General features: G+C 69.6%; 14 protein-coding genes. 1 reads left to right on the plus strand and 13 read right to left on the minus strand.

Features of this window, described 5'->3' with window-relative positions; translation table 11 throughout:
- Positions 1–57 precede the first annotated feature (57 nt).
- From lgt to fdhD, 13 genes are all read right to left on the minus strand, one after another.
- On the minus strand, positions 58–1,143 hold the full coding sequence (gene lgt / locus VIM54_RS14795) for a prolipoprotein diacylglyceryl transferase (RefSeq protein WP_414673231.1): 1,086 nt from the start codon (positions 1,141–1,143) through the stop codon (positions 58–60).
- Between the two features lie 36 nt (positions 1,144–1,179).
- On the minus strand, positions 1,180–1,965 hold the full coding sequence (gene trpA, locus VIM54_RS14800) for a tryptophan synthase subunit alpha (protein ID WP_331902468.1): 786 nt from the start codon (positions 1,963–1,965) through the stop codon (positions 1,180–1,182).
- Complete coding sequence (gene trpB, locus VIM54_RS14805) at positions 1,962–3,209, minus strand: tryptophan synthase subunit beta (protein WP_331902470.1); 1,248 nt, start codon at positions 3,207–3,209, stop codon at positions 1,962–1,964. The genes trpA and trpB overlap by 4 nt, the downstream gene beginning before the upstream one ends.
- On the minus strand, positions 3,209–3,979 hold the full coding sequence (trpC, locus tag VIM54_RS14810; protein ID WP_331902472.1) for an indole-3-glycerol phosphate synthase TrpC: 771 nt from the start codon (positions 3,977–3,979) through the stop codon (positions 3,209–3,211). Before trpC ends, trpB begins: the two co-directional genes overlap by 1 nt.
- 4 nt (positions 3,980–3,983) lie before the next feature.
- Positions 3,984–4,214 (minus strand): DUF6704 family protein, encoded by a 231-nt coding sequence (locus tag VIM54_RS14815; protein WP_331902474.1) that lies wholly within the window; start codon positions 4,212–4,214, stop codon positions 3,984–3,986.
- A gap of 31 nt (positions 4,215–4,245) precedes the next feature.
- Positions 4,246–4,839 (minus strand): Trp biosynthesis-associated membrane protein, encoded by a 594-nt coding sequence (locus tag VIM54_RS14820; RefSeq protein WP_331902476.1) that lies wholly within the window; start codon positions 4,837–4,839, stop codon positions 4,246–4,248.
- The gene (locus tag VIM54_RS14825) at positions 4,836–6,374 is read right to left on the minus strand and encodes an anthranilate synthase component I (protein ID WP_331902477.1); all 1,539 of its coding nucleotides are present in this window, start codon (positions 6,372–6,374) and stop codon (positions 4,836–4,838) included. Before VIM54_RS14825 ends, VIM54_RS14820 begins: the two co-directional genes overlap by 4 nt.
- Positions 6,367–6,768, minus strand: a complete 402-nt coding sequence (hisI, locus tag VIM54_RS14830) for a phosphoribosyl-AMP cyclohydrolase (RefSeq protein WP_331902479.1) — start codon at positions 6,766–6,768, stop codon at positions 6,367–6,369. Before hisI ends, VIM54_RS14825 begins: the two co-directional genes overlap by 8 nt.
- Complete coding sequence (hisF, locus tag VIM54_RS14835; protein WP_331902481.1) at positions 6,752–7,534, minus strand: imidazole glycerol phosphate synthase subunit HisF; 783 nt, start codon at positions 7,532–7,534, stop codon at positions 6,752–6,754. The genes hisI and hisF overlap by 17 nt, the downstream gene beginning before the upstream one ends.
- Positions 7,535–7,536: 2 nt before the next feature.
- Positions 7,537–8,376, minus strand: a complete 840-nt coding sequence (gene hisG / locus VIM54_RS14840; RefSeq protein WP_331902483.1) for an ATP phosphoribosyltransferase — start codon at positions 8,374–8,376, stop codon at positions 7,537–7,539.
- Between the two features lie 46 nt (positions 8,377–8,422).
- Positions 8,423–8,686 (minus strand): phosphoribosyl-ATP diphosphatase, encoded by a 264-nt coding sequence (locus tag VIM54_RS14845; RefSeq protein ID WP_331902485.1) that lies wholly within the window; start codon positions 8,684–8,686, stop codon positions 8,423–8,425.
- Between the two features lie 114 nt (positions 8,687–8,800).
- Entirely contained in the window at positions 8,801–11,113 is a 2,313-nt protein-coding gene (locus tag VIM54_RS14850; RefSeq protein ID WP_331902487.1) for an FdhF/YdeP family oxidoreductase, read from the minus strand.
- A complete protein-coding gene (gene fdhD, locus VIM54_RS14855) occupies positions 11,110–12,024 on the minus strand; it encodes a formate dehydrogenase accessory sulfurtransferase FdhD (RefSeq protein WP_331902488.1) in 915 nt (304 codons plus the stop codon). The genes VIM54_RS14850 and fdhD overlap by 4 nt, the downstream gene beginning before the upstream one ends.
- 96 nt (positions 12,025–12,120) lie before the next feature.
- Between fdhD and VIM54_RS14860 the strand changes: the two genes are divergently transcribed.
- Entirely contained in the window at positions 12,121–13,008 is an 888-nt protein-coding gene (locus VIM54_RS14860; protein ID WP_331902489.1) for an NTP transferase domain-containing protein, read from the plus strand.
- Positions 13,009–13,072: the final 64 nt, after the last annotated feature.

Here is a 13,072-nt window from a genome sequence, read left to right on the forward strand (position 1 = left end):
GGAGGATTATGGCGATCGAGCCTCGGATCCGGCCCGTTACCTGTGACGTCGTCTGTACTACGACCGTGGGCCAGCCTCGCTTGTGACGGACTTCCTGGCTTTCGACGCGACGGACGGTGTTGTGGTGTCGACCTCGGCATCGTTGCCATCTTCGTCGCTGTCCGTGTACGTGTCGTCAGAGTCTACCGCAGCGGCGGGCGACCATTCGCGACCGGGAAGATAGACACTCGGCTCGAGGCCGGGGTGACGGCGCGACTGCACGACGATGATCACGATGCCGACGAGGATGGCGCCCCACGCCGCCCAGATGTTGGTGCGCACGCCGAGGAAGATGAGGCTCGGGTCGATGCGGATCGACTCGAGGTAGCTGCGGCCGATTCCGTACCAGATGAGGTAGAGGCCGAGCACCTTGCCCCACTGCAGGCGGTAGGCGCCGGGCACGGGCACCGGCAGACCGAAACGCTCACTGCGGCGCCAGCTGTGCTTGCGCTCGATCGCGAGGATCACGATGACGCCGATGACGTTCCAGATGATCTCGTACAGGAAGGTGGGATGGAAGAGGGTGCCGGCCGGGAGTCCCGCCGGGAACGCGGGGTTGCTCGACTCGATCTCAAGCCCCCACGGCAGGTTGGTGGGCAGGCCGAACAACTCGTGGTTGAACCAGTTGCCGAAGCGGCCGAAGGCCTGCGCGAGGAGCAAGCCCGGCGCGAGGGCGTCCGCGAAGCTCCAGAAGCGCACCCCGGCGATCCGGCAGCCGACGTATGCACCGAGCGCGCCGAAGACGAGGGCGCCGAAGATGGCGATGCCGCCCTCCCAGATGGCGAAGACATGCCAGAACGCGTGGGTCGGGCCGAAGTAGTCGTCCGGGTGGGTGACCACGTGGAAGAACCTGGCCCCCACGATTCCGAACGGCACCGCCCACAGCGCAATGTCGAGAACGACTCCGCCGTCTGCGCCGCGGCGTTTGAGGCGGTAGTAGGTCATGACCGTCGCCACGACGATCCCGATCAGGATGCAGACGGCATACGCACGGATGTTGATGTCGTAGCCGAACCACGAGAGACCGATGTCCCGAAGCCACTGGCCGAGATTGAAGACCTGCCACGACTGGTCGGGACTGGGAATGCTTGCGGGGAGAACCAAGATCCAGGGTGCCTTTCGAACCGGAGGTGCGGAGAACTAGCTAAGCGTACAGCCCGTCGCGAGGCGGGCCGCCGTCGCGGCGACGGCGGGCACTCCCCCGTCGGAGAGGGCCTTGACGAGGGCGGAGCCCACTATCGCCCCGTCGGCGTACTGCAGGACTTCCCGCACCTGCTCCGGCGTCGAGATTCCGAGGCCGACACAGGTCGAGGTGGCGCCGACGGCCCTCAGGCGCGCCACGAGGGTCTTCGCGGCGCTGTCGACGTCGCTGCGCGCACCGGTGATGCCCATGGTCGAGACCGCGTAGACGAAACCGCGGCTGCTCGCGACCGCCTGGGCGAGCCGCTCGTCGGTGGACGACGGCGCGGCGAGGAACACGCGGTCGAGACCGGTGCGCGCCGAGGCGGCGAGCCAGTCACGCGCCTCGTCCGGGATGAGGTCGGGCGTGATCAGCCCGGACCCGCCGGCGGCGAGAAGCTCGTCGGCGAAGCGATCGACCCCGTACTGCACCACCGGATTCCAGTACGTCATCACGAGCACCGGCACGTTCACTCGGGAGGTGATCTCCGCCACCGCGTCGATGCCGTCCCGGATGCGGAACCCGGCATTGAGTGCCTGGAGCGTCGCCGCCTGGATGACGGAGCCGTCCATCACCGGGTCGGAATACGGCAGCCCGAGCTCGATCACGTCGACGCCGTTCTCGGCGATCGCGACGGCCGCCTCGATGCTCGTGCGAAGGTCGGGGAACCCGGCGGGCAGGTAGCCGATGAGGGCCCCGCTGCCGGCGGCCTTGCGCGCGGCGATCACCGAAGCGACGCCCGTCACGCGTTGTCCCCGCGGGCGCCGTCGTCGACGTGTTCCGCCGTCAGCGCCGCGGTGTCGAGGATGTCGAAGTACTTGCCGGCGGTTTCCATGTCCTTGTCGCCGCGTCCGCTCAGGTTCACGAGGATCAGCGAGTCCGGACCGAGCACGCGCCCGAGCTCCAGGGTGCCGGCCAGGGCGTGAGCGGACTCGATGGCTGGGATGATGCCCTCGGTCCTGGCCAGCAGGCGCATCGCGCTCATGGCCTCGTCATCCGTCACCGGCAGGTAGCGCGCGCGGCCGATGTCCGCGAGCCACGCGTGCTCCGGTCCGACGCCCGGATAGTCGAGCCCCGCGGAGATCGAGTGCGAGTCCACGGTCTGGCCGTCCTCGTCCTGCAGCATGTAGCTGCGTGCACCGTGCAGCACGCCGGGTCGGCCCTTGGTGATGGTCGCAGCATGCCGCGGCGTCTCCGCGCCCTCGCCGGCCGCCTCGTAGCCGAACAGTGCCACTCCCGGGTCGTCGAGGAAGGCGTGGAAGATGCCCATCGCGTTCGAGCCGCCTCCAACGCAGGCCGTGACGGCGTCGGGCAGGCGTCCGGTGAGGTCGAGCACTTGCTGGCGCGCCTCCTCGCCGATGATCTTGTGGAAGTCCCGCACCATGACGGGGAACGGATGCGGACCGGCGACGGTGCCGAGCAGGTAGTGGGTGGAATCGACGTTGGCGACCCAGTCCCTCAACGCCTCGTTGATGGCGTCCTTGAGGGTGCGGGAGCCGGCGGTCACCGGGATGACCTCGGACCCGAGCAGCCTCATCCGCGCCACGTTGAGGGCCTGCCGCTCCGTGTCGACCTCGCCCATGTAGACCACGCACTCCATGCCGAACAGGGCGGCAGCGGTGGCCGTTGCAACCCCGTGCTGGCCGGCGCCGGTCTCGGCGATGAGCCTCGTCTTGCCGAGCCGCTTCGCGAGAAGGGCCTGGCCGAGCACGTTGTTGATCTTGTGCGAGCCGGTGTGGTTGAGGTCTTCGCGCTTGAGGATGACCCGGGCGCCGCCCGCGTACTCCGCGAACCGGGGCACCTCGGTGATTATCGACGGGCGACCGGTGTATGTCGCGTGCAGCTCGGCGAGCTCCGCCTGGAAGCTCGGATCGACCTTGGCAGCCCGGTAGGCCGCGTCGAGCTCGTCGAGCGCCGCGATGAGCGACTCCGGCACGAAACGGCCGCCGTACTCGCCGAAGTACGGTCCCTGTTCGTCGCGCAGTGCCATCAGACGGCCAGGAATTCTGCGAGGGTGCGCACGGGGTCGCCGGTGACGAGGGCCTCGCCCACGAGCACGACGTCTGCGCCGGCCTCCCGGTAGTGCGCCACGTCGGCCGCCGACTTCACCGCGGACTCGGCGACACGGATGACGCCGGACGGGATGTGCCCGGCGAGACGCCCGAAGAGCTCCTGGTCGAGTTCGAAGGTCGAGAGGTCGCGGGCGTTCACGCCCACGAGCCCGGCGCCGATGTCGAGCGCGCGGGAGAGTTCGTCCGCGCTGTGCGTCTCGACGAGGGCGGTCATCCCCAGCTCACGGGTGAGGGTGAAGAGGCTCTGCAGGGTGTCCTGCTCGAGCGCCGCGACGATGAGCAGCACCAGATCGGCCCCGGCGGCTCGTGCCTCGAAGACCTGGTACGGGTCGGCGATGAAGTCCTTGCGCAGCACCGGCAGCCGCACGGCATCGCGAACGGCCTCGAGATCGGCGAGAGACCCGCCGAACTTTCGCCGCTCGGTGAGCACGCTGATGGCGCTCGCTCCTCCGCGCTCGTATGACGAGGCGAGACCGGCCGGATCGGGGATCGCCGCGAGAGCACCGCGGGACGGGCTAGACCGCTTGACCTCGGCGATGATCTTCACGCGGTCGGCCGGAGCGAGGGCGACGAGGGCATCGATGGCCGGTTCGCGGGCGAGCGCGGCGGCCTCGACCTCGGCGAGGCCGCGCCCGGCGCGACGATCGGAGGCGTCGTGCAGGGCGCCGGCGACTAGATCGGCTAACACCGGGTCAGTGGTCCTTCGCCGAATACTTCGCACCGTTGACGCCATAGCCCATGCGGGCGAGCACGGCGCCGACGATCAGCCCGATCACGAGGAGAACCGCCGACGCCCAGACGACGACGGGAAGGTCGAAGAAGAACGCGAGGGTGCCGATCGTGAAGGCAATCAGCATGATGATCACAGCGGTCCAGGCCGCCGGCGAGTTGCCTTCGCCTGGCTCTGGAAATTCGTCGCTCACAGGTCTCCTTCGTGGGTGTTCAGCCAAAAGTCTAGCGTGACGTCGGATCGCTCCCGCCGCTCAACGTGTCCCAGTCGGAGACCGCGTTGGCGCCGGGTTCTGCCTGTGCGAACGTCACCGGCTGGTAGCGCCGGGAGGAACCGGGCCAGTGCCGCGCGCTCGCGAGCACGAAGACCCCCAGCCCGATCGTCCCCACTCCCACGACGACCGCGATCCACGGCCACGCGGTCTGCGACACCGACAGCACGAGCGCGGACACCGAGGCGGAGCCACTCACGCCGGTCGCGGCCGTGACGGCGGCGGACGACGCGGCAACCGGATTCGCGAGGGCGACGATGCTCGAAAACGCCACGGTGAAGCCGAGGAGGGCCTGCAGCACGCCGAGCACGATCCGGAACACCGGCCCGGCGATCGCGAGGGCCGCGACGAGGGCGAGGCCGGCAAGGGCGAGGGCGATCAGGCCGGGAGCGGCGACCCCGCCGGTGACGCTGAGGGTGGTCGTGCCTGACCCGGATGCGCCGAGCTTCACCGAGAACCACTGCCCCGTCCAGGTGAGGAGCGTGAGCCCACTGACGACCAGCCCGCCGAGCAGGCCGACGCTCTTCAGCCGACGGCCGGAGGTCATCCGTTCACTCGGCGCATGGCGTTGGCCACTGCGACGGCACGGAGGGGCGCTGCCGCCTTGTTCTGGCTCTCCTGGTGCTCGGCCGCCGGCACGGAGTCGGCGACGAGCCCGCCCCCCGCCTGAACGTGGGCCATGCCGCCGATGATGGTCGTCGTCCTGATCGCGATCGCGAGGTCGAGGTCTCCCGCGAAGCCGAAGTACCCGACCACTCCCCCGTAGACGCCGCGCTGGGCAACCTCGAGCTCGTCGATGATCTCGAGCGCGCGCGGCTTCGGCGCGCCGGACAGGGTGCCGGCCGGGAAGGTGGCGCGGAACACATCGAGCGAGTTCGCCTCCGGCCGAAGGTCGCCCTCGACCGACGACACGAGGTGCATGATGTGGCTGAACCGTTCGACCCGCATGAACTCGGTCACCTCCACGGTGCCCGGGATGCACACCTTGAGCAGGTCGTTCCTCGCGAGGTCGACGAGCATGAGATGCTCCGACCGTTCCTTCGCGTCGCCCAGCAGTTCCTCGGACAGCGCGAGGTCCTCCTCCGGGCTGGCTCCGCGCGGACGCGAGCCGGCGATGGGATGCATGTATACGCGATCGCCCTCCACCTTGACGAGCGCCTCGGGCGACGATCCGACGATCCAATACGGTTCGCCGTCGGGCGTGAGCAGCGAGAGCAGGTACATGTACGGGCTCGGGTTCAGGGTTCGCAGCACGCGGTAGACATCGATCGGGTGCGCGGTGATCTCCTGGTCGAAGCGCTGCGAGATCACGACCTGGAACACGTCGCCGTCGCGGATGTACTGCTTCGCCCGGTCGACGAGGGCCATGTAGGCGCCCGGTTCCATGCGCGGTCGCGGCGTGGACGGCACGGTGAGATCGACCTCGGCGAGCCACGCCTCCGTCGGCTCGGCGAGCCGCGCCTGCATGCCGTCGAGGCGCTCCTGCGCCCCGACCCACAGGTCGTCGCCGGACTCCACCCCGTCGTTGAGCGCCGTCGCGATGAGCAGCACGCTGCCGGTGCGGTGATCGACGACCACCAGTTCGGCGACGAAGCTCATCGCCTGGCCAGGCAGCGCGTAGTCGGCCGGCGGCACGTTCGGCAGCCGCTCGATCTGGCGGATCGCCTCCCAGCCGATGAAGCCGACGAGACCGCCGGTGAGCGGGGGATGCCCGGGCACGTGCGGCGTTCCCCACCGCTCGTAGAGGTGGCCGAGCGCCTCGAGCGGCGCGGTCGGGGCATCGGCGCCGAGGGCGCGCTCGGCGGAGAGTCCGTAGTCGAGCCACACCGCGGCATCCGTGCCGCCCTCGTCCGCGGACTGGGTGAGCACGCCGAAACTCGACACGCCGATAAACGAGTAGCGCGACCAGATGCCGCCCTGCTCGGCGGATTCGAGCAGGAAGGTGCCCGGCGCGCCGGCCGCGAGCTTGCGGTAGATGCCCACCGGGGTCTCGCCGTCGGCGAAGAGCTCCCGGATCACCGGGACGACCCGGTGGTCGGCCAACAGCGAATCGAACTGGGCGCGGGAGGTCGTGTCATTCATGGGAAGCTCCCTCGTCGCTCGATGAACCGATGACCGGCTGCAGCGGGTCGACGTCGAAGCAGGCGTGTTCGCCGGTGTGGCAGGCCGCACCGATCTGCTCGACGGAGACGAGCAGGGTGTCGGAGTCGCAGTCGAACGCCGCGCCCTTCACGTACTGCCGGTGGCCCGACGTGTCGCCCTTGCGCCAGTACTCCTGCCGGGAACGGGACCAGAAGGTGACCCGGCCCTCCGTGAGGGTGCGGCGCAGCGCCTCGACGTCCATGTAGCCGAGCATGAGCACCTCGCGGGTGTCCCACTGCTGGATGATGGCCGGAAGAAGCCCGTCGCCGTTGAAGCTCGCCCGCCGGAGCACGGCATCCACGCTCTTGTCTGCCACGTCACTCGAATACGCCATGGTTCTCCCTCACCAGGATTCCTGCTCTGGCCAGCTCGCGCTTGACATCGCCGACCGTCAATTCCCCAGTGTGGAACACCGATGCGGCGAGCACGGCGTCCGCGCCGGCCTCGATCGCCGGGGCGAAGTCTTCGACGCGACCGGCACCGCCGCTGGCGATCACCGGCACGCTCGACAGTTCACGCATGAGTCGCACGAGTTCGAGGTCGAAGCCGGCCTTGGTGCCGTCCGCGTCGATCGAGTTGACGAGGAGTTCGCCCGCCCCGCGTTCGATCACCTCCCTGGCCCAGTCGAGGGCGTCGAGGGTGGTCTCGCGGCGGCCGCCGTGGGTCGTGACGACGAAACCGGATGCCGTGCTCGCCGAGCGCTTCACGTCGAGCGACAGCACGAGCACCTGCGCTCCGAACCGGTCGGCGATCTCGCCCACGAGCTCCGGCCGCAGGATCGCCGCGCTGTTCACTCCGACCTTGTCGGCCCCGCTGGCGAGCAGTCGGCTCACGTCCTCCGTGCCGCGCACTCCCCCGCCGACAGTGAGCGGGATGAAGACCTGCTCCGCCGTCGCCCGTACGACGTCGTACGTCGTGTCCCGGTTGTCCACGGTCGCGGTCACGTCGAGGAAGGTGATCTCGTCCGCGCCCTGCTCGTAGTATCGCCTCGCGAGTTCGACCGGGTCTCCCGCGTCGCGCAGGTTCTCGAAGTTCACACCCTTCACGACCCGGCCGGCTGCCACGTCGAGGCACGGGATCACACGCACAGAAACGGGCATGGTCAGATCCGAGCCGCGTGGATGGGGCTCACCAGGATGGCGCGCGCCCCGAGATCATAGAGCGCGTCCATCACCTGGTTGGTGTCCTGGCGGGGCACCATTACGCGCACGGCGACCCAGTCGCGGTCGCGCAGCGGCGACACCGTCGGCGACTCGAGACCGGGGGTGATCGCCGAGGCCGCCTCGATCAGGGCGAGCGGGAGATCGTAGTCCATGAGCACGTACTGCCGGGCGACGAGCACGCCCTGCAGCCGTCGGTGCAGCGTGGCGATTCCCGGCAGATCGTCCCGCGCGCTGATCAGCACCGCGGACGACTCGAGAATGACCGGGCCGAAGATCTCGAGGCCCTGCGCCCGCAGCGTCGAACCGGTGGACACGACATCGGCCACGGCATCCGCGACCCCGAGGCGCACGGCGGATTCGACGGCGCCGTCGAGCGAGACGAGGTCGACGGTGACACCCGCCTTCGCGAGGAACCCGCCGACCAGGCCGGGATAGCTGGTGGCGACGCGGTGCCCGGCGAGGTCGTCGAGGGAGCCGAAACGACCGCTCGGGCCGGCGAAGCGGAAGGTGGATGAGCCGAAATCGAGACTCGCGATCTCGACGGCGCTCGACCCGGAGTCGAGCAGCAGGTCGCGGCCCGTGATGCCCACGTCGAGGGCGCCCGAGCCGACGTAGGTGGCGATGTCGCGCGGGCGCAGATAGAAGAACTCCACATCGTTGCGTGGATCGGCGACGTTGAGGGCGCGAGGGTCCCGCCGGCCGGCGTAGCCGGCCTCGGAGAGCATCTCGGCCGCGGTTTCGCTCAGGGAGCCCTTGTTGGGCACTGCGACTCGCAACATTTCGGTCATTCTCTTCTCAGGTGCTGGGGCGGATGCGGCGGACGGCTCACAGATGTCGGTAGACATCCGCCGTCGTCAGGCCCTTCGCCACCATGAGCACCTGGAGGTGGTAGATCAGCTGGGAGATCTCCTCGGCCGTCTCGTCGTCCGACTGGTATTCGGCGGCCATCCAGACTTCGGCGGCCTCCTCCACGATCTTCTTGCCGATCGCGTGCACGCCGGCGTCGAGCTCCGCGACAGTGCCGGAGCCCGCCGGGCGGGACACGGCCTTCTCGCTGAGCTCCAGGAACAGATCGTCGAACGTTTTCACAGGTACAACGTTACCGGTGGTTGGGCGGCGGCGCGTTACCGCTGCGCGTTCCGGCCCCGGCCCCGAGTGGTCCCGTTCGACACGTGTGGGCCCGGTCGACCCCGCACGCCGGCGTCAGGCGGGAACACCGGGCACCGTCGACACCGGTTCGAGCCGCACGACGACCGCCTTGGAGACGGGGGTGTTGCTGCCGTCCGCCGCGCTGCCGAGCGGGATCAGCACGTTCGCCTCCGGGAAGTAGGCGGCCGCACACCCCTTCGCCGTCGGGTAGGACACCACCCGGTAGCCCCGGAGCACGCGGTCCGGCTCGTCCATCCACTCGCTGAAGATGTCGACCCGCTGGCCGTCCGCGAGCCCCAGTTCGACCAGGTCCTGCGGATTCACGAACACCACGTCCCTGCCATTGTGGATTCCGCGATACCGGTCGTTGAGGCTGTAGATCGTCGTGTTGAACTGGTCGTGCGAGCGCAGCGTCTGCAGGATGAGGCGCCCGGCCGGCCGGTCCAGGTGCTCGAGGTGGTTGACGGTGATCATCGCCCTGCCGGTCGCGGTGGCGAAAGTGCGCGAGTCGCGCGGACCGTTCGGCAGCACGAAGCCGCCTTTGCGCCGCACCTGCGTGTTGAAGTTCTCGAATCCGGGCACGACGCGGCTGATGTGGTCGCGGATCACGTCGTAGTCGCGCTCCATTCCCGCCCAGTCCACCGGCACCGTGTCGCCGAGCACGGCCGTCGCGAGCCGGGTGATGATCGACACCTCGGAGAGCAGCCCGGGGTTGACCGGCGGCAGGCTGCCATGGGTGGCGTGCACGGCGCACACCGTGTCCTCCACCGACAGGAACTGCGGGCCGCTCGCCTGCAGGTCGAAATCGGTGCGCCCGAGGGTGGGCAGGATGAGCGCCTCCCTGCCGGTCACGACGTGCGAACGGTTCAGCTTCGTGGAGACCTGCACCGTGAGTTCCGTGCCGCGCATCGCCGCCTCGGCCGCCTCGGTGTCCGAGATGGCGGCGACGAAGTTGCCGCCCACGGCGAAGAACACCTTCACGTCGCCCCGCTGGAGGCCCGCGACCGTCTTGAGCGCGTCCATCCCGTGCTCCCTCGGCGGGGCGAAGCCGAACTCCGCCTCGATCGCGTCGAGGAACGGTTGCGGCATCTGCTCCCAGATGCCCATCGTGCGGTCGCCCTGCACGTTGCTGTGCCCGCGGATCGGTGACGCCCCGGCCCCGGGCTTTCCGATGTTGCCGCGCAGCAGCAGCAGGTTGATGATCTCCTTGAGCGTGTCGACGGCCTTCTTCTGCTGCGTGAGCCCCATCGCCCAGGTGATGATCACCCGGTCCGCGGCGAGGTAGCGCTCGGCCAGCTCGTCGATCTCGGACGCGGCGATCCCGGTGGCGGCGAGCACGGCATCCTCATCGAGGTCCGCGAGGTGCGCCCGGAATTCGTCCAGGCCCTGGGTGTGGCGGTCGAGAAAGTCGTGATCGAGCACGGTTCCCGGGTTCGCGTCCTCCGCGTCGAGCACGCGCCTGGACAGGGCCTGCAACAGCGCCATGTCTCCGCCGGACCGGATCTGCACGAACTGGTCGGCGATCGGGGTGCCCCTGCCAAGCAGCCCGCGCACCCGCTGCGGGTTCTTGTAGCGCAGGAGGCCGGCCTCGGGCAGCGGGTTGACCGCGACGATGCTCGCGCCGGAGCGCTTCGTGTCCTCGAGCGCGGTCAGCATCCTCGGATGATTCGTGCCGGGGTTCTGGCCCATGATGATGATCAGGTCGGTGCGTTCGAAGTCGTCGTAGGCGATCGTCGACTTGCCGATGCCGATCGTCTCGCCGAGCGCGGTTCCGGTCGACTCGTGGCACATGTTCGAGCAGTCGGGCAGGTTGTTCGTTCCGAACGCGCGGGCGAACAGCTGGTAGACGAAGGCCGTCTCATTGGCGGTGCGGCCGCTCGTGTAGAACGCGGCCTCGTCCGGAGAGTCGAGGCCCGTGAGCCGGTCGGCGACGATGGCAATCGCCCGCTCCCAGCTCACCGGCTCGTAGTGGTCCGAGCCCGCCGCCTTGTAGACCGGTTCCACAAGCCGGCCCTGCATTCCCAGCCAGTACTCTGACTTGTCGAGCAGGTCGGTGAGGGAGTGCTCCGACCAGAAGCTCGACGGGACGGTGACCGCGGTCGCCTCCCAGGTGACCGCACGCGCGCCGTTCTCGCAGAACTCCAGGACCCTGCGGTTGTCCGGATCCGGCCAGGCGCAGCTCATGCAGTCGAAACCGTCCTTCTGGTTGATCGACGTCATCAGTTTCGCGGTTCGGGTGAGGCCCAACTGCGCGATTGCGGGCTCCATCGAGTGGTAGATCGCCGGCAGGCCGACTGCCCAGTCCTTGTTCGGCGTCACCGTGAGATCGGGGTAGGAGTTGCCCTCGTTGATCGGCGTCTTCGTCACTTCGCGACCGCCTTCTCTCGAGAGCCCGGCTTCTCTCGAGAGCCCGGCTTCTCTCGAGAGTCCGGTGCTTCCGTGGTGACGCCCGACACGAGCCTCTCCTCGCCCGAGTACACGACCATCGACTGGCCGCGCAGAAACCCGACCACCGTCATCCCGATCTCGGCGGCGAGTTCGACGGCGAGCGACGACGGCGCAGAGACGGCGGCGAGAAACGGGATGCCCGCCATCGAGGCCTTCTGGGTCAGTTCGAAGCTCGCCCGGCCGGAGACCATGAGCACCATCCCGCGCAGCGGGAGAAGGCCCAGGGTGAGCGCCCAGCCGACGACCTTGTCGACGGCGTTGTGCCGACCCACGTCCTCCCGCAGCACAAACAGCTCGCCCGTCGACCCGTCGAAGAGCGCCGCGGCGTGCAGGCCGCCCGTCTTCTCGAAGACGTCCTGCCCGGCACGCAGCCGGTCGGGGAAGGCCGCAAGCAGCTCGGCGTCGATGCGCAGGTCATCCTCGGCAACGGCGTACGCGGACAGCGTGCGCACCGCGTCGATGCTGGCCTTTCCGCACAGGCCGCAGGAGCTCGTGGTGAAGAAGTTACGCTCGAGGCTCGGATCGGGCGCCGGAACCCCGGGCCCGAGCGTCACGTCGAGCACGTTGTAGGAGTTCTCCCCGTCCACCGGCGCGCCCGCACAGTAGCGGGCCGCCGCGAAATGCTCGGCACGCGACACCACCCCCTCCGACACGAGGAATCCCGCGGCGAGATCGAAGTCGTGCCCCGGCGTGCGCATCGTGATTGCGAGCGCCTTGCCTCCGACCCGGATCTCGAGCGGCTCCTCGACGGCGAGCAGGTCTTCGCGCCGCACGGCCCCTCCGCCGACCGTGACCCGAGTGACCCTGCGCCGTACCGTGATTCTGCCCATGCACCATGCCTAGCATCGCCGGACCGCCGACACACCGCCGCCGCACCCGATTCGCGCCAGATTCACCGGCTGGCCCGCCGTCCTAGAGTTGTCGGCATGAACTTCGACGCCATCGTGCTCGCCGGGGGCCGGTCGTCCCGGCTCGGCGGAGAGCCGAAGGCCGCGCTGCGGCGAGGCGACCGTGCGTTGCTCTCGGTGACGCTGGATGCCGCGGCCGGGGCCGGGCGAACGGTCGTGGTGGGCGACCCGTCCGCGCTGGTGGTGCCGGCCGGGGTGCTCGTCGTCCGTGAGTCGCCCGCGTTCGGCGGACCGGCGGCGGCGATCGCGGCCGGGGTGACGGTGCTGGCCGGCCCCACCCCCGCCGACTACCTGCTCGTGCTCGCCTGTGACATGCCGGCGATCGCGGATGCCGTGCCGGCGCTGCTCGAGCGAGCCGGCCGCGCGGTCGACGGGGCCATCGCGGTCGACGGGGCGGGGCATCCGCAGTATCTCGCCGGGGTCTACCGCACGGCGTCGCTCGCCGCCGCCGTGCGCTCGCATGCCTCCCGCCTCGAGAACCTCTCCGTGCGCGCGCTGCTCACCGGACTCGACCTCGACCACACGGCGGTGCCGCCCGGCTCGACGAGCGACGTGGACACCTGGGCAGACGCCGCCCGACTCGGCATCGACGCCCCCGCTGCAGTACCCAAGGAGACCCCCATGGCCGCACAGAACGATGACGAGAAGATGGCGGCGCTCGCCGAGTGGACCGGCCGGCTCAGCGCGCAACTCGCGGTCGACGGAATCGACGTGGATGTGGACGCCGTGCTCGCCCTCGCCGGCACCGTCGCGCACGAGGTCATGCGCCCGGCGGCGCCCCTCACGACCTACATCGTCGGCTACGCGGCCGGCCTCGCCGCCGCCGACGGCTCGATCACGCCGCGCGCGGCCTTCGAGCGAGCGGCGGCCGTGGCTGCCGCCCTCGCCCGGTCGGACGATCGGTGACCGGCAACCCCGGTGGCGGTGCTGTCGACGCCCAAGCGGACGGTGCCAGGGCGGACGGTGCCAT

The sequence above is a fragment of the Lacisediminihabitans sp. genome, assembly GCF_036569425.1.
GTDB lineage: Bacteria > Actinomycetota > Actinomycetes > Actinomycetales > Microbacteriaceae > Lacisediminihabitans.